Source organism: Streptomyces atriruber (assembly GCF_001418325.1).
Taxonomy (GTDB): domain Bacteria; phylum Actinomycetota; class Actinomycetes; order Streptomycetales; family Streptomycetaceae; genus Streptomyces; species Streptomyces atriruber.
Window position 1 is genome coordinate 1 of the sequence record NZ_LIPN01000027.1, and the last position, 15,555, is coordinate 15,555.

The window sequence follows — 15,555 nt, forward strand, 5'->3', positions numbered from 1 at the left end:
GGGCGGGGGCCGAGGGGCGGCTCCTGCCGGGCGTCGAGCCGATTTCGATCAGGGAGGACTACTCGTGGCGCGACCGAGCACACGATCAGGGCGGAGACCGGAATCGTGCTCCTGAGCAACCAACGGGCGGCGCGGGCCGTCTTCAGGGGTGGGAGAGCAGCCAACGGCGGCGCTCTTCCGGCAGGTGGGCGACGGCGTCGAAGGTGACGGCCGTCTCACGCGCGGAGCGGTTCCAGAGGTCCGTCAGGGCTTCGGGACCGGCCTCGACGCCCGGCCTGACCTGCACCTCTGAGCGACCCGATGGCATCCGGCCGCCCCGTGTGGCGCCACAGGGTACTGCACCGTCAGGAAAAAAGATGTGCGGCTTGGGAATTCTGTCCGGATTCCAGTCGTTGTTTCCAACGGATGCAGGGCACCCGAGGGTGTGCCATCCACCACAGAGGCCCCAGAAATGGGCCGACCAGGACAACCATCGCAAGGGAGCACGCATGGCAACCCGTGCCGTCGCCCGTCGTAAGTCCGCCGCCTCCGGCGAGACCGACGCGGCACGCAGTGTTCGCGCCGTAGGCGGGGAGATCGCCGACCGCGACCTGGTCGGCATGTACCTCGACGAGATAGCGCGCACGCCGCTCCTCGACGCCGCCAAGGAAGTGGAGCTCTCCCAGGTCATCGAGGCCGGGGTGTATGCCCGGAAGATCCTGGACGGCGAGGTCGAGGACAGCAAGGTCACCGCGGACCGCGAGGAGCTCGAAGCCCTCGTCGCCGACGGTGAGCGCGCCAAGGACGTCTTCATCCGCTCGAACCTCCGCCTGGTCGTCGCGGTCGCCCGCCGCTATCCGCGCAGCGGCCTCCCCCTCCTCGACCTGATCCAGGAGGGGAACGCGGGCCTGGTCCGCGCCGTCGAGAAGTTCGACTACGCCAAGGGCTTCAAGTTCTCCACGTATGCCACCTGGTGGATCCGTCAGGCCATCACCCGCTCCATCGCCGACCAGTCCCGCACCATCCGCCTCCCCGTCCACCTGGTGGAGGAGCTGGGCCGGATCCGCCGCGTGCAGCGCGAGTTCAACCGGGAGAACGGCCGCGACCCCGAGCCCGCCGAGATCGCCGCGGAGCTGTCCTCGACCCCCGAGCGCGTCACGGACGTCCTGGACTGGGCGCGCGACCCCGTCTCGCTGAACATGGGCGTGGACGACGACGGCGACACCCAGTTCGGCGACCTCCTCGAGGACACCTCGGCCGTCTCGCCCGAGCAGTCCGTCCTCTCGCTGCTCCGCAGCGAGGAGCTCGACGGCCTGATCGGCCGCCTCGACCAGCGCACGGCCTCCATCATCAAGATGCGGTACGGCATCGACGACGGCCGCGAGCGGACGCTGACGGAGGTCGGCAAGGAGCACGGGCTGACGCGTGAGCGGATCCGCCAGATCGAGAAGCACGCGCTCCTCGAGCTGAAGAAGCTGGCGCGGGACACCGGCTTCGACGCGGCGGCCTGAGCGGCCCACTGGCCGGGTCCCGGCGCCATCCCCCCCGGCGCCGGGACTCTATTTCTCCGATCGCTCCGCGCCGGAGACCGACCGGGACAGACGCTTGCTCATGTCCCCGATGCAGTCCACCAGTTCCCGCGGACCGTGCACCGTGAAGTCGCAGTCCATGACCGCGAGGCGGACCGCCAGCCACTCGATCGAGTCCGACGCCCGGCAGCGCAGCCGACAGCTGCGGTCGTCCAGGACCTCCACCGGACCGAGCGTGGCGGCCAGCCGCGCGGTGACGAACTCCGCGGGCGCCGCGAAGGTCACATCGAGGTCGTACGTCGGCCGACCGCGCCACATCGAATCGCGGATGAACGCCGCGGCGTCGCCCTTCGGCAGCTCCCGCGGCACGAACCGCGCCCCCGTCGCGAACGGCTCGGACACCCGGTCCACCCGGAAGGTCCGCCAGTCCTCGCGGTCGATGTCGTACGCCACGAGGTACCAGCGGCGCCCCGTCGAGACCAGCCGGTACGGCTCGGTGAGCCGCCGCGACGCCGTGCCGTCCCCCGCGCGATAGGCGAACCGCAGCCGCTCGTGCCCGGCCGCGGCGGACGCCATCACCGTCAGCGTCTCCGGCGCGATGCTCGCCCCGTCCCCGCTGGTCAGCGGCGTCGTCGCGATCTGCAGCGCGGAGACCCGGTGGCGCAGCCGCCCCGGCAGCACCTGCTCCAGCTTGGCGAGCGCCCGCACCGACGCCTCCTCCACGCCCTCCACCGCGTGCCCCGCCCCGGCCCGCAGCCCGACCGCGATGGCCACCGCCTCCTCGTCGTCCAGGACCAGCGGCGGCATGGCCTTGCCCGCGACCAGACGGTAGCCGCCGGCCGCGCCCTGGCTGGCCCGCACCGGATAGCCGAGGTCCCGCAGCCGGTCGATGTCCCGCCGCACCGTCCGCCTGCTGACGCCGAGCCGTTCGGAGAGCTCGGCGCCCGGCCACTCGCGGGGCGTCTGCAGCAGGGAGAGGAGCTGGAAGAGCCGGGCCGGGGTGTCCGTGCCCGCCGCTGTCGTACCGTCCGTCGTCATGTCGCCCAGGATGCCGGAGAACTAGGACATGAGCTGACCTATATGGCCTCTAGCCTTGCGGCATGACTTCACCCAGCACCACTTCCGCTCCCGTGCCGCCGGAGGCCCCCGGCGACCGGCGGCGTTGGTTCGCCCTGGCGATCGTGATGACCGCCGCGTTCATGGACCTCGTCGACGTCACGATCGTCAACATCGCCATCCCGTCCATCCAGCGTGACGCGGGCGCCACGTTCAGCCAGATCCAGTGGATCACCGCGGGCTACTCGCTCGCCTTCGCCGCGGGGCTCGTCACCGGCGGGCGGCTCGGAGACATCCACGGCCGCAAGCGGATCTTCCTCATAGGCATCACCGGGTTCACCGTCGCCTCCGCGCTCTGCGGCTTCGCGGCGAACCCGGAGATGCTGGTCGCCTCGCGCATCCTGCAGGGCGGCATGGCCGCGCTGATGGTGCCGCAGGTGCTGTCCATCGTGCACGCGACCTTCCCGGCCCACGAGCGCGGCAAGGTCTTCGGCCTCTTCGGCATGATCGTCGGCCTCGGCGCGGTCTCCGGGCCACTGCTCGGCGCGCTGCTCACCGAGTGGAACATCTTCGGCCTCGAGTGGCGGCCGATCTTCCTCATCAACCTGCCGGTCGGCATCGCGGGCATCGTCCTCGGCCGGAAGTTCATCTCCGAGTCCAAGGCGCCGCGCGCCCTCAAGCTGGACCTCGTCGGCGTCGTCCTGGTCACCGCGGGTCTGCTGATGCTGCTCTACCCGCTGACCCGCGGCCGCGAGCTGGGCTGGCCGGTGTGGGGGTACGTGATGATGGCCGGGTCCCTGGCCGTCTTCGGCGCGCTCGTCGCGTACGAGAAGTGGAAGGCCGCGAAGGACGGTTCGCCGCTGGTGGAGCTGTCGCTGTTCAAGGTGAAGAGCTTCGCCGCGGGCATCGCGGTGCAGACGGTCTTCGGCGTCACGCTGGGCATCTTCTTCCTGGTCTGGACGCTCTACATGCAGGTCGGTCTCGGCTGGAGCGCGCTGCGCGCCGGACTGACCGGGGTGCCGTTCTCGATCGCCGTCTCGGCGGCGGCGGGCATCTCCGTGCAGAAGCTCGTGCCCCGCTTCGGCCGCAAGGTGCTGCAGGCGGGCGCCCTGGCGATGGCGTCGGGCGTGCTGATCTACATCTGGGAGGCCGGGCGGTACGGGGCGGACATCGCGCCCTGGCAGATGGCGCTCCCGCTGGTCGTGATGGGCGTCGGCATGGGCCTGATCGTGGCCCCGCTCACGGACGCGGTCCTCTCGGACGTCCCGCAGGAGCACGCGGGTTCGGCATCGGGGCTCATCAACACCGTGCAGCAGATGGGCACCGCGCTCGGCCTCGGCCTGGTCTCGGTGGTCTTCTTCGGGGTCATCGACGAGCGGGTCACGCCGGACCGCATCCCCGCGGAGTTCGTGGACGGGTTCCAGAACGCGCTGTGGTGGGTGGCGGGCGTGCTCGCCGTCATCTTCCTGGTGATGTTCGCGCTGCCCGCCAAGCCGAAGCAGCACGTCGAGGGTGGCGGAGCCGAGGACGCGCCGGACGCGACCGCCCTGGACAAGGAACCGGCGCTGACGTAGTGATCGCTGGTCGCGCAGTTCCCCGCGCCGGGTAGCTCAGGGGCGCGGGGAACTGCGCGACCAGCCACAACGGACCCGGAGGTCGCGAGGGTACGAACCGCCCCTCGGCGGAGCGCTCACAGCTCCGCCTGGGCCGCCGTCGTGTCCAGGGCCTCCAGGACCGCCTTCGGGCTGCCGCCCTTGGCCACCGCCTCGCCGATGTGCCGGCGCACCGCGCTCCTGACCTCCGGCCACGAGCCGAGGTTCGTCGGCTGGAACTGCGCCTGCGGCATCTGGTCGATGAAGTCCCACATCGGGCGCTGCTTCGGGTCCTTGCGCAGGGCGTTTGACGCCGAGCTCGTCACCGGCAGGGCGGACTGGCTCCCGCCGTACGCCAGGGCGGACTTGCGCCCGTACAGATAGCTCAGGAACGTGCCGCACTGCTCGCGCCGCCCGTTCTGCTTGAACGCCATCAGCCAGTCGTTGAGCCCCACCGGCGGCGCCGTGCCGCCGAGCTTGCGGGGGAACGGGGCGTGCGCGTAGGGGAACTTGGCCTGGTCGGCGGCGCCCATCAGGACCGGGTGCGCGATCATCATGCCGATCTTGCCGCGCAGGAACTGGGCGTACGCGTCCGTCCTCGTCAGCGACTTCGGGTCGGCGCCCGCCAGGCCGCGCGCCACGAGGTTGTCGCGCAGCCAGGTGAGGGTGTCGATGTTGCTGGGGGTGGCGAAGTCGTAGCCGGTGAGGGCCGCGTAGCCGCCGCCGTCCGCGAGCAGCCAGGCGAGCGCCTCGTCCTCGGCGGCCTCCGGCCCGAGCTGCAGGCCGTACGGGGTGGGCACGCCGATCGCCTTCAACGCCACGGCCGCGTCGCGCAGTTCGGCCCAGGAGCGGGGCGCCTTGATGCGGGCCTGCTTGAACAGCGCCTTGTTGTAGAAGAGCCGCGGGGTGCTGGCCAGGAAGGGCAGCCCGTACTGGACGCGGTCGACCATGCCCGCCTCCGCGTAGGAGCGGATGAAGTCGCCCTCGGTACGGACGTCGAAGAGGTCCGACGCGCCGTACAGCTTGTCGTCCTCGGCGTAGGGCGCGAACAGGTTGGACTGGGCGATGTCGGGGGCGTCGCCGTCCTTCACGCGCCGGGCCAGGGTGCGGTCGAGCTTGGCGAAGGGGACGCGTTCGAGGTCGACGTCGATGCCCGGGTGGGCCTTCTTGAAGGCGCCGATGAGGCTGTCCCACTGGTCGCCGAGCGAGGAGCCCACGCTCTTGTCGTAGCTGGCCACGAGGAGCCTGAGCGGGGTGTCGGTCTCCGCGGAGCAGGCGCTGAGGCCGGTGGCGCCGAGCGCGGTGGCGCCGGTGAGACCGGCCGTGTGGAGAAGGAACTGCCGACGACGCACCGCTGTTTGCCACCTCTAGCTCGCACCGCGTGCCGTACGCGTGCCCTCCGCGCACTCTCCGGCGCGGCTTACGGTGGCAGATTCTGTCACATGGGCAGTGCGTGCCTCAGGACGGCTCCGAACCGTCGTACGGAAGCTGGCATAACCTGCCTGACATGCCTGACATGCCTGCCGTTTCGCTGACGGAGCGACGCAAGAACGAGACCCGCCTGGACATCGCGCGCACCGCGGCCGCGCTCTTCGTCGCGGACGGACTGCGGGCCACCCGCGCCGAGGACATCGCGCGGTCGGCGGGCGTCGCGCCGCGCACGTTCTACCGCTACTTCCCGACCAAGGAGGAGTCGGTCGCGCCGCTCTTCGCGGCGGGTGCGCAGCAGTGGGCGGAGGCGGTGCGCCGCGCCCCGGCGGACCTCTCCGTGCCGGACGCGCTGCGGCACGCGGTCAGGGATGCGCTCGCGGTCGACACCGAGCGGGCGGCGGAGTCCCTGGCCTGGGTGCGCGCGCTGCTGCGCATGTCGGCGGAGAGCCCGGCGCTGCGGGCGGTGTGGGCGGACGCGTGCCATGCGTCGGAGCAGACGCTGCTGGCGGTCCTGGCGGAGCGGGCCGGGGGCGGGACCTCCGCCGGGTCGTCCCCGGAGCGGCCCCCGGAGCCGCCCCTGGAGCTGCGCCTCGCGGCGGGCGTCGCGAGTGTGGCGGTGCGGGTGGCGGTGGAGACGTGGGCGGCGGGGGACGTGAGTCCTGAGGCGCCCGCGGGGCCCGCGGGGCTGGCGGAGCGGTGCCTTGCGGCGCTGGAGACGTTCCCCTGGCCGTAGGCCCGAGGGGCGGGCCAAAGGGACTGCCCGAGGCGATGGTCCAAAGGGGTGCATCCGTAGAGGTGAAAGTCCGTTTGTGTCCGAGTCGGGCCCGAACCTGTTTACTTTCCGGAAATCCGGCCGTACTCTCCGAGTGAAACCACAGGATCGGGCATGCGACGGAGGCAAACGGACATGTACGCACCGGAGCGGCAGCAGGAGATCCTGCGCCTCGCACGCGACGGCGGTCGCGTCGACGTGCTGTCGCTGGCCGAGGAGTTCCAGGTCACCGCCGAGACCATCCGGCGCGACCTGAAGGCGCTCGACCGGGCCGGACTCGTGCGCCGCGTGCACGGCGGTGCCATACCGGCCGGGCGGCTCGACTTCGAGCCGGACCTCGCCGAGCGCGAGGGCACCGCGGCCGACGAGAAGGACCGCATCGCCCGCGCCGCCCTCGCCGAACTGCCCGCGGAGGGCAGCATCGTCCTCGACGCCGGGTCGACCGTCGCGCGGCTCGCTGCGGCGCTCCCGCTGGAGTCGACGCTCACCGTCGTCACGCACGGGCTGCCCACCGCGGCCCGCCTCGCCGACCACCCCGGCGTCCAGCTCCACCTCATCGGCGGCCGGGTCAGGCAGCGTACGCGCGCGGCCGTCGACGCGTGGGCGCTGCGGGCGTACGGCGAGATCCGCGCCGACGTCCTCTTCCTCGCCGCCAACGGCTTCTCCGCCGACGCCGGACTGACCACCCCCGACCTCGCCGAGGCTGCCGTGAAGCGCGCGGCCGTCGCGGCGGCCCGCCGGGTCGTCCTGCTCGCGGACTCCGCCAAGCACGGCCAGGAGCACTTCGCACGCTTCGGCGACCTGGCCGACGTCGACCTCCTGATCACCGACACCGGCCTCACCGACGACGACGCGGCCGCCATCGAGCGCGGCGGCACGGAAGTAGTACGCGCATGAGCAAGGAAGCAGCCGGTACGCGCATGATCCTCACCGTCACCCCGAACCCCTCCCTCGACCGCACCTACGAGGTGTCGTCGCTCGACCGCGGCGAGGTCGTCCGCGCCACCGGCGAGCGCGTGGACCCGGGCGGCAAGGGCGTCAACGTCTCGCGGGCCGTCGCGGCCGCGGGCGTGCGGACCGTCGCCGTACTGCCGCTGGGCGGCGCGCCCGGCGCGCTCGTCGCGCAGCTCCTCGACGGGCAGGGCATCGAGGTCGCCCCGGTCCCCGTCACCGGGCAGACCCGCTCCAACATCGCGGTCGCGGAGCCCGACGGCACCCTCACGAAGATCAACGCCCCCGGACCCGAACTGTCGGAGCGCGAGCAGAAGTCGCTGCTCGCCACCGTCGGCGAGCGCTCGGCCGGCGCCGACTGGATCGCCTGCTGCGGCAGCCTGCCGCGCGGCCTGCGGCCCTCCTGGTACGCGGAGCTCGTGGCCCGCGCGCACGCCGCCGGTGCCCGCATCGCCCTGGACACCTCGGGCCCGGCCCTGCTCGCCGCCCTCGCCGAACGCCCCGACGTCGTCAAGCCGAACGCCGAAGAGCTCGCCGAGGCCGTCGGCCGCCCCCTCGCCACGGTCGGAGACGCGGTCAAGGCGGCCGAGGAGCTGCGGGAGCTGGGGGCGCGGGCCGTCCTCGCGAGTCTCGGCGCCGACGGCCAGCTCCTGGTCGACGACGCGGGCGCGCACTTCGCGAGTGCTCCCGTCGACGCCGTGCGCAGCAACGTCGGCGCGGGCGACTCCTCCCTGGCGGGCTTCCTGATCGCGGGCGGCACCGGACCGGCCGCGCTCGCCTCGGCCGTGGCCCACGGCGCCGCCGCCGTCCAGCTGCCGGGCAGCGTGATGCCGTCCCCCTCGGACCTGGCGCCGGACGCGGTCACCGTGACGGCCGACGTGCCGCTGGACCGCGTACTGACGGAGCCCGCCGCATGAACCCTCCTGCCGCCGTCCCCCCAACAGCCGCCGCCCGCCGGGCGATACGCGTGCGAAGGAGCCCGCGATGACCGACATGATCACCGCGGACCTGGTCGACCTCGAACTCGACCTGTCCGCCGACAGCAAGGAAGCGGCGTCCCGCGCGCTCGCCGAACGGATGGTGGCCCTGGGCCGGGTGACCGACCTGGCGGGGTTCCTCGCCGACGTGGCGGCCCGCGAGGCGCAGATGCCGACCGGCCTGGACGGCGGCATCGGCATCCCGCACTGCCGCAGCGCGCACGTCACCGAGCCGACCCTGGCCTTCGGCCGCTCGGCGCGGGGCATCGACTTCGGCGCGCCGGACGGCCCGGCGGACCTGATCTTCCTGATCGCGGCCCCGGCGGGTGCGGACGACGCCCATCTGACGATCCTGTCGTCGCTGGCGCGGCAGCTGATGGACGCGGGGTTCACGGGGGCGCTGCGGTCCGCCTCGACGGCGGCGGAGGCGGCGGCGCTGATCAGCGGCGAGGACGCGGAAGCGGCTGCTGGGGACGGCGAAGCGGCGGCCGGGGACGGTGAACCTGCCGCTGGGGACGCCGAACCCGTCGCTCCCGACAGCGGTTCCGCCGCGGAAGAGCCCTTCCGTATCGTCGCCGTCACCTCCTGTCCCACGGGCATCGCCCACACCTACATGGCGGCGGAGTCCCTGGAGAACGCGGCCCGTGAGGCGGGCGTGGAGATCACGGTCGAGACGCAGGGGTCGGCGGGCTTCACCCGTCTCGACCCCGCGGTCGTCGCCGCGGCGGACGCCGTCGTGTTCGCCCACGACGTCCCCGTACGCGACAAGGACCGTTTCGCCGGAAAGCCCACCGTCGACGTGGGCGTCAAGGCCGGTATCAACCGCCCCGCCGAACTCATCGCCGAGGTGCGGGAGAAGGCGGCCCGGGGCGAGACCACCGCCCCTGCCACCGGCCCCACCCCGGTGGAGGGCGCCGGGGCCGACGGCGACGGCTACGGCACCAAGCTGCGCAAGTGGCTGATGTCCGGCGTGAGTTACATGGTCCCGTTCGTGGCCGCGGGCGGCCTCCTCATCGCCCTCGGCTTCGCCATCGGCGGCTGGAAGATCGACAAGGCGCCGTCGGTCGCCGAGCACTTCATCTGGACGGACCACACCAGCTGGGCCGCGCTGCTCTTCCAGATCGGCGGGCTCGCCTTCGCCTTCCTCGTCCCGGTCCTCGCGGGCTACATCGCGTACGGCATGGCCGACCGGCCGGGCCTGGTCCCCGGCTTCGTCGGCGGTTCGGTCGCCGTCACGATCAACGCGGGCTTCCTCGGCGGTCTCGCCGCGGGCCTGCTCGCGGGCGCCGTCGTCATGGGCATCCAACGGGTCCGGATCCCGTCCGTGCTGCGCGGCATCATGCCGGTCGTGGTGATTCCGCTGATCTCGTCGGCGGTGGTCGGCTTCCTGATGTTCCTCGTGGTCGGCAAGCCCATCGCCTCGCTGCAGAGCGCGCTGACCGATTGGCTGGAGGGTCTCTCCGGGGCCAACGCTGTCATCCTGGGCGTCATTCTCGGCCTGATGATGTGCTTCGACCTCGGCGGTCCGCTGAACAAGGTGGCGTACGCCTTCGCGATCGGCGGCCTCACCCACCCGACCGACGGCAGCCTCAAGGTGATGGCCGCGGCGATGGCGGCGGGCATGGTTCCGCCGCTCGCGATGGCCCTCGCCACGACGGTCCGCGGAAGCCTCTTCACCAAGACCGAGCGGGAGAACGGCAAGGCGGCCTGGTTCCTCGGCGCCTCCTTCATCACGGAGGGCGCGATCCCGTTCGCCGCGGCCGACCCGCTGCGCGTGATCCCCGCGTCGATGGCGGGCGGCGCGGTCACCGGCGCCCTGTCGATGGCCTTCGGCTGCACGCTGCGCGCCCCGCACGGCGGTGCCTTCGTGGTCCCGCTGATCGGCCGGCCCCTGCTCTACCTGGTCGCGATCGCCGCCGGTGTCTGCGTCTCGACGGCCGTGGTGGTCCTGCTCAAGGGCACCCGGAAGACGACGCCTTCGGGCGCGGCGGAGGAGACGGCACCCGCCGAGGAGCCGGTGACGGCGAAGGCGACGGCGGCTGTCTAGTCCGGACGTCCTGCCCCCTGGACGTAATCGGAACGTCCCTGAAGGGCAACGGGTCCCGGAGTGTGCGACTTGCGTCACTTCGGGACCTAAGTCCCATTGCCCCCTGTCGAAAGACCCCACGCCTGTTGTCTACTGGGCCGCATGCTCCAGGATGTCTCGATCGTTCAGCAGATAGGCGTGGCCGTTCTCGCCGTGGCGACCGTCGTCTGGGCCGTCGGCCTGGTGCGGGTCATGCGCAAGGAACGTTTCGACGTGGAGGCGTGGCGCCAGGCTCCGTCGCTCCGTGCGCTGCCGACCCAGCAGGGCCCGCCGCGCACGGAGGCCGTGGAGCTCACCGCGGACGAGCGGGCCGCGTTCGCCGGTCTCGTACGGCAGTTCGGCGAGGGCCGCTCCTGAAGCCCGTCCCTGGCCCCTGAAGCGCTAGCCGCGCGTCCGGCCCTCCCGGGTCCAGGCGCGGGCCCTGCGCTCCATCGCGGCGCGGGCCGCCTCCTCGGTGTCGTACACCTCGCACATGTGCCGCCCGTCGGGCGTGAGCGTGTGCTCGACCTCCCACAGGCTGGTCTCGCCGCCGTCGAAGAGCAGGAACGCGTGCTCGTAGAGCGAGAAGCACATGCGCATTTCACCGGCCAGCCGCGGACGGCCGAAGGCCTGGGTGATCTGGTGCGCGAACGCGGCGCGCAGCAGCCGCGCGACGCTCTTGCCCGGCCGGCCGCCGTCGGGGTTCTCCGCGCGGCGCAGGAGCCTGCGCGCGTGGTCCGCGGAATCGTCCGGAACGTACGCATGGCGCGGCTCGGTGTCGGCCGGGAGCTGGAGCACGACCGGTCGGCCGCACGCCGGCGGGTCGGGCGGCAGCGGCAGCCGCGAGGTGGCGACGCCCGCCTCCTCCTCGTCCGCATAGAGCTCGTGCGTCGGGGTGTTGCCCGGCGCGGTGTTGTGGACCAGCTCCCAGAGCGTGAGCACGGACGCGTCGGTGAGCAGCCAGGTGTGTCTGAACGTCTCCCGGTGCAGCCCCGAGCTGTGGTGCGCGGAGTGCAGCGAGGTGTCGTGGGCGAGGGCGGAGCCGAGGCGGGTCAGCACCTCGTCCGGCAGATCGAAGGAGTTCAGGGCGCGGCCGAGGAGTCGCTCGAGATGCTCCTCCGGAGAGTGTGGCTCGGGCGACTCGGGTGGCTCGTACGCAGTGTCGTACGGAACGCTCAAGGCTTCTCCCGGCGTTGCTACATGTCACCTGGTGAGTGCATACCGTAGTCCCTGGGTCCGACATCATGCCCGTGAACCGGAAAACGCGCGGGCGTGAAGCCCGGGAATCGGAAAACGCGCGGGCACGAAGCCCGGGAACCAGAAAACGCGCGAGCCACGCGGGAAGTTCCCGCGTGGCTCGCTCAGTTGTGGGGTGCGGCGGAGGCGGCCGCCGCGGGCGCGTGCGTCAGCTCGCGCTGCCCGCCGTCCACTCGCTCCAGGACATGTTCCAGCCGTTGAGGCCGTTGTCCGGGGCGATGGTCTTGTCGGGGGAGCCCTTGACCGTCACGACGTCGCCGATCAGGGAGTTGTTGTAGAACCAGGCGCCCTGGGTGCTCGGGTCGCCGGCGCCGCGCGCGTCCTGCAGGCCGACGCAGCCGTGGCTGGTGTTGGCGCTGCCGAAGATCGAGGGCGAGCCCCAGTAGTTGCCGTGGATGAAGGTGCCCGACGAGGACAGCCGCATGGCGTGCGGCACGTCCTTGATGTCGTACTCCCCACCGAAGCCGACCGTGTCACCGTTCATCCGGGTCTGGGTGAACTTCTCAGAGATGACCATCTTGCCGTTGTACGTCGGGTTCGACGGGCTGCCCGCGGAGATCGGGACGGACTTGATGACCTTGCCGTCCCGCTCGACCGTCATCTTCTTGGCCTGCACGTCGACCGTGGAGACCTGCGCGCGGCCGATGTCGAAGGTGACCGTCTTGTTCTGCACGCCGGTGACGCCGTCCGCGCCCTTCACGCCGTCCAGGTCGATCTTCATCGTGACCTTGGAACCGGCCTTCCAGTAGTCCTCGGGCCGGAAGTCCAGGCGCTGGTTGCCGAACCAGTGGCCGACGACCTTCTGGCCGCTGCTGGTCGTCACGGTGATGTGGGACTGGACGTCCTTCTTCTCCGTGATCGCCTTGTCGAAGTTGAAGGAGACCGGCATGCCGACGCCGACCTTGGCGCCGCCGTCGGGCGCGTAGGTGCCGATGAAGCTGTTGGCGGAGGAGATCGTGGTGAACGTCGCGTTCTCGGTCGCCGCGTTGCCCTTGGCGTCCTTGGCGTCCGCGGTCACCTTGTACTTCGTGCCGCGCTCCAGCTGCGCCTTGGGCTTCCAGGAGGAGCCGTCACCGGAGATGGTGCCCTCGACCGCGGTGCCGGACGTCACCGACGTCATCTTCACGCTGGTCAGCTTGCCGCCCTTGACCTTGACGCCGGTGGCGTTGATCGAGGCGTCGGTGGCGCCGTCCTTCGACGAGATGGTGATGTCGGCGCCCTTGGCGGCCGAGGAGCTGCCGCCGTTCTTGTCGTCCTTGGCATCGGCGTCGCCGCCGCAGGCCGTCAGGGTCAGCGCGCCCACGGCGGCGAGCGCGGTGGCGGCCAGCAGGGCACGGCGCCGGGGGTTGACTATGACCGACCTTGTCACGGGCTGCTCCAAGTACGTGTTCTGACTCAGTACGAGTTAAGAGCGGCCTTGTGCCCGGAGAGGTTCCGTCCGAACAGTGTGAGTGTGAGCACACCTTTCGGCCCCAACGCGCCCCCGGGTGGGGCGATTTGAGGCCGATACTCCTATCTGTCCCCTACTTGTGGTAGAGCTCCAGGTACGAAGGGAAGGTTCCGCCCGGCGTTTCCACGGACTCCGCCGCCAGCATCGCCCGCGTGATCGCTGCCGTCACCAGGTCCGCGCCCGCGGCGAGGACCTCGTTGAGGGCGAGCGGATTCCCGGCGGCCAGGGCGTGCTCCCCGGTGGCGAGGGCGAAGACCGTGTCGCCGTCGTTGAGGAGGTGGACGGGCCGCACCGCGCGTGCCATGCCGTCGTGCGACGTGCCCGCCAGCTTCTGTGCCTGCGCCTTGGTCAGTTCGGCGTCGGTGGCGACCACGGCGAGGGTGGTGTTCAGCGGGGGCGGCCCGTTCTCGACGGCGGCCTCGGCGAGGCGCCGCGTCGCCTCCTCGTGGACCTCGGGCGCCGGGTAACTCACCCGCTTCCCCTCGAAGTACCGCCCGTACAGCGCCCCCGTCCCCGGGTCGACCGCCGAGCCCGCGGCGTTCGCTACGGCCAGCACGGCGACCGTGATCCCCGAATCGAGGCGGACGCTCGCGCTGCCGACGCCGCCCTTGAACCTGCCGACCACCGCACCGGTGCCCGCCCCGACGTTCCCCTCCGCGACCGGGGTGAACGGCTCGGTGCGCGCGGCGTCCTCGACGGCTGCCCGGCCGGTCGCCGCGTCGGGGCGGGCCCCGAAGTCGCCGCCCCGGCCCAGGTCGAAGACGCAGGCGGCCGGGACGACGGGCACCACGTGGGAGGGGTCGGGGCCGACCCGCACGCCCCGGCCCCGCTCCTCCAGCCACGCCACCACACCCGACGCGGAGTCCAGTCCGTACGCACTGCCGCCCGTCAGGACCACCGCCTCGACGCGCTGCACCAGATTGCGCGGGTCGAGGGCGTCCGTCTCGCGGGTGCCGGGCCCGCCGCCGCGCACGTCCACGGCCGCGACGGCCCCGCCCTCGGGGGCGAGCACCACGGTGGTGCCGGTGAGCCGGCCGTCACCGGTCCACGTGGCATGACCGACCCGAAGGCCGGCGACATCGGTCAGAGAGCCGGACAGCGGCCGGAGCGCGGCCGCGGCGGGATCGGTGGCTCCGGTGGAACCGTCGGCTCCGGCGGGATCAGCGGAAGCAGGTGTCATGAAGAAGGCGTACCACGCGGGCCGGTCACGGGCGCCGCGCCATCCGGGTGGTGAGCGTCACCCCCGTCGCGACGGTCGCCGCGGCGACCAGCCCCGCCACCAGCACCGCCCAGCGGCCCGCGAACGTACTGGCCAGCACCGCCAACGCGCTCACCGGCAACACCAGTTGCTGCGCCACCCCCACCTTGTAGTAGCGGGAGTGCAGCGCCCACACCGTGACCAGATAGAGCGCCGTCGGCACGGTCACCGCGGCGGACGCCGCCACCGTCGAGATGTGCGCCTTGCCGACGGCCTGTTCGACCGCCACCTCGATCCCGGCCCCGATCGCCGCGGCCGAGCCGAGGATCACGTAGTGGCCGTAACCCCACAGGAACGCCTGACGGTTGCTCCTCAGCCGGCCGTGGATGGGCACGACGAAGTAGATCCACCACGCGGCGAACACGACGAGGAGGCCGCCCGCGGCGATGGGCAGCAACTCGTCCAGCGCGTCGTGCTCTTCCATGCCCGACTTCACCGCCACGGTCGCCGCCGCGATGGTCTCGCCGAGCACGATGATCGTGAACAGGCCGTACCGCTCGGAGATGTGGTGCGGGTGCCACGCCGTCGTGTACGCGCGCTCCGCGATCACCGGCACGCACATCTCCGCGATCGCCATCACGAGGAACAGCCAGGGCCGGGCGCCCTCCGGCAGGAACAGCAGCCCCGACCAGCCGACCTGGCAGATCAGCACGCCCGCCGCATACCGCAGGGCCGTCCCGCGCTCGGCGCCCGTCGACGCCCTGGCGACGCGCAGCCACTGCGTGGTGAGGGCGACCCGCATGATCAGGTAGCCGAGCCAGACCAGGAGGAAGTCGTGGTCCTCGAAGCCCTTGGAGACCCCGGCGGCGAAGACGAGCACACCGGCGATCTGGATCAGCGTGACCACGCGGTACAGCGCGTCGTCGTTGTCGTACGCCGAGGAGAACCAGGAGAAGTTGACCCACGCCCAGAACATCGCGAAGAAGACCATCGCGTAGTTGAGGACGCCCTCGCCCGGGTGCCCCTCTGCGACGGCATGCACCAGCTCTGCACCGGCCTGTGCGACCGCCACGACGAAGCACAGGTCGAAGAAGAGCTCCAGCGGGGTCGCGGCGCGGTGCTCCTCGTCGCGGCCCCGGGCCAGGAGCGGCCGCAACGGGCTGCTGAAGGAGGAATCCGGTGAGGTGGCTGAGGTAGGTGAGGCGGGTGAGACGAGTGAGTCTGACGGGCTGGATGGGCCTGGTGGGGTGGGGGAGTCGGGAGAGGTCGTCATGCCCTCCAGGACAGCAGAAGGCGTA

Annotated in this window: 14 protein-coding genes; 7 read left to right on the forward strand and 7 right to left on the reverse strand. The window is 71.9% G+C overall.

The features are described 5' to 3' along the window. Positions 1-142 precede the first annotated feature (142 nt). Positions 143-286 (reverse strand): GNAT family N-acetyltransferase, encoded by a 144-nt coding sequence (locus tag AOK03_RS44965; protein WP_157868838.1) that lies wholly within the window; start codon positions 284-286, stop codon positions 143-145. Positions 287-488: 202 nt separating this feature from the next. Here AOK03_RS44965 and AOK03_RS02535 point away from each other — a divergent pair, with 202 nt between their 5' ends. Then, positions 489-1,490, forward strand: a complete 1,002-nt coding sequence (locus AOK03_RS02535; RefSeq protein WP_055563458.1) for a sigma-70 family RNA polymerase sigma factor — start codon at positions 489-491, stop codon at positions 1,488-1,490. A 48-nt stretch (positions 1,491-1,538) separates the two neighbouring features. On the opposite strand, the gene AOK03_RS02540 is transcribed toward AOK03_RS02535, so the two are convergent. Further along, on the reverse strand, positions 1,539-2,546 hold the full coding sequence (locus AOK03_RS02540) for a helix-turn-helix transcriptional regulator (RefSeq protein ID WP_055563459.1): 1,008 nt from the start codon (positions 2,544-2,546) through the stop codon (positions 1,539-1,541). 62 nt (positions 2,547-2,608) lie between these two features. On the opposite strand from AOK03_RS02540, the gene AOK03_RS02545 reads away from it, so the two are divergent. Further along, entirely contained in the window at positions 2,609-4,138 is a 1,530-nt protein-coding gene (locus AOK03_RS02545) for an MFS transporter (RefSeq protein ID WP_055563460.1), read from the forward strand. Between the two features lie 116 nt (positions 4,139-4,254). Here AOK03_RS02545 and AOK03_RS02550 read toward each other — a convergent pair whose 3' ends face one another. Continuing rightward, complete coding sequence (locus AOK03_RS02550; RefSeq protein WP_055563461.1) at positions 4,255-5,508, reverse strand: extracellular solute-binding protein; 1,254 nt, start codon at positions 5,506-5,508, stop codon at positions 4,255-4,257. Between the two features lie 155 nt (positions 5,509-5,663). On the opposite strand from AOK03_RS02550, the gene AOK03_RS02555 reads away from it, so the two are divergent. From AOK03_RS02555 to AOK03_RS02575, 5 genes are all read left to right on the forward strand, one after another. Then, complete coding sequence (locus AOK03_RS02555) at positions 5,664-6,320, forward strand: TetR/AcrR family transcriptional regulator (RefSeq protein WP_055563462.1); 657 nt, start codon at positions 5,664-5,666, stop codon at positions 6,318-6,320. Between the two features lie 174 nt (positions 6,321-6,494). Next, positions 6,495-7,256: a DeoR/GlpR family DNA-binding transcription regulator gene (locus AOK03_RS02560; protein WP_055563463.1), complete on the forward strand. Its 762-nt coding sequence runs from the start codon at positions 6,495-6,497 to the stop codon at positions 7,254-7,256. Positions 7,257-7,279: 23 nt separating this feature from the next. Beyond that, on the forward strand, positions 7,280-8,227 hold the full coding sequence (pfkB, locus tag AOK03_RS02565; protein ID WP_055563464.1) for a 1-phosphofructokinase: 948 nt from the start codon (positions 7,280-7,282) through the stop codon (positions 8,225-8,227). A gap of 67 nt (positions 8,228-8,294) precedes the next feature. After that, entirely contained in the window at positions 8,295-10,334 is a 2,040-nt protein-coding gene (locus AOK03_RS02570; RefSeq protein ID WP_055563465.1) for a PTS fructose transporter subunit IIABC, read from the forward strand. Positions 10,335-10,475: 141 nt separating this feature from the next. Continuing rightward, positions 10,476-10,730, forward strand: coding sequence for a hypothetical protein (locus tag AOK03_RS02575; RefSeq protein ID WP_055563466.1), 255 nt, complete (start codon positions 10,476-10,478; stop codon positions 10,728-10,730). A 24-nt stretch (positions 10,731-10,754) separates the two neighbouring features. Here the strand turns inward: AOK03_RS02575 and AOK03_RS02580 are convergent, their stop codons facing one another. The 4 genes from AOK03_RS02580 to AOK03_RS02595 all read right to left on the reverse strand — a co-directional run bounded on the left by AOK03_RS02580 (position 10,755) and on the right by AOK03_RS02595 (position 15,530). After that, positions 10,755-11,531 (reverse strand): DUF6227 family protein, encoded by a 777-nt coding sequence (locus tag AOK03_RS02580; RefSeq protein ID WP_055563467.1) that lies wholly within the window; start codon positions 11,529-11,531, stop codon positions 10,755-10,757. Positions 11,532-11,757: 226 nt separating this feature from the next. Beyond that, the gene (locus tag AOK03_RS02585; protein WP_107097904.1) at positions 11,758-12,990 is read right to left on the reverse strand and encodes a L,D-transpeptidase; all 1,233 of its coding nucleotides are present in this window, start codon (positions 12,988-12,990) and stop codon (positions 11,758-11,760) included. 142 nt (positions 12,991-13,132) lie between these two features. Further along, positions 13,133-14,239, reverse strand: coding sequence for a P1 family peptidase (locus AOK03_RS02590; protein WP_079074422.1), 1,107 nt, complete (start codon positions 14,237-14,239; stop codon positions 13,133-13,135). A 25-nt stretch (positions 14,240-14,264) separates the two neighbouring features. Then, positions 14,265-15,530 carry a low temperature requirement protein A gene (locus AOK03_RS02595; protein ID WP_079074423.1) on the reverse strand — a complete coding sequence of 422 codons (1,266 nt, stop codon included), beginning with the start codon at positions 15,528-15,530 and terminating at the stop codon, positions 14,265-14,267. Positions 15,531-15,555: the final 25 nt, after the last annotated feature.

Excerpts from the sequence above, each read along its gene's own strand:
- AOK03_RS02595 (WP_079074423.1), bottom strand. The coding sequence starts at position 15,530 with ATGACGACCTCTCCCGACTCCCCCACCCCACCAGGCCCATCCAGCCCG.
- AOK03_RS02575 (WP_055563466.1), top strand. The coding sequence starts at position 10,476 with ATGCTCCAGGATGTCTCGATCGTTCAGCAGATAGGCGTGGCCGTTCTC.
- AOK03_RS02570 (WP_055563465.1), top strand. The coding sequence starts at position 8,295 with ATGACCGACATGATCACCGCGGACCTGGTCGACCTCGAACTCGACCTG.
- AOK03_RS02545 (WP_055563460.1), top strand. The coding sequence starts at position 2,609 with ATGACTTCACCCAGCACCACTTCCGCTCCCGTGCCGCCGGAGGCCCCC.
- AOK03_RS02535 (WP_055563458.1), top strand. The coding sequence starts at position 489 with ATGGCAACCCGTGCCGTCGCCCGTCGTAAGTCCGCCGCCTCCGGCGAG.
- AOK03_RS02540 (WP_055563459.1), bottom strand. The coding sequence starts at position 2,546 with ATGACGACGGACGGTACGACAGCGGCGGGCACGGACACCCCGGCCCGG.
- pfkB (WP_055563464.1), top strand. The coding sequence starts at position 7,280 with ATGATCCTCACCGTCACCCCGAACCCCTCCCTCGACCGCACCTACGAG.
- AOK03_RS02560 (WP_055563463.1), top strand. The coding sequence starts at position 6,495 with ATGTACGCACCGGAGCGGCAGCAGGAGATCCTGCGCCTCGCACGCGAC.
- AOK03_RS02555 (WP_055563462.1), top strand. The coding sequence starts at position 5,664 with ATGCCTGACATGCCTGCCGTTTCGCTGACGGAGCGACGCAAGAACGAG.
- AOK03_RS02590 (WP_079074422.1), bottom strand. The coding sequence starts at position 14,239 with ATGACACCTGCTTCCGCTGATCCCGCCGGAGCCGACGGTTCCACCGGA.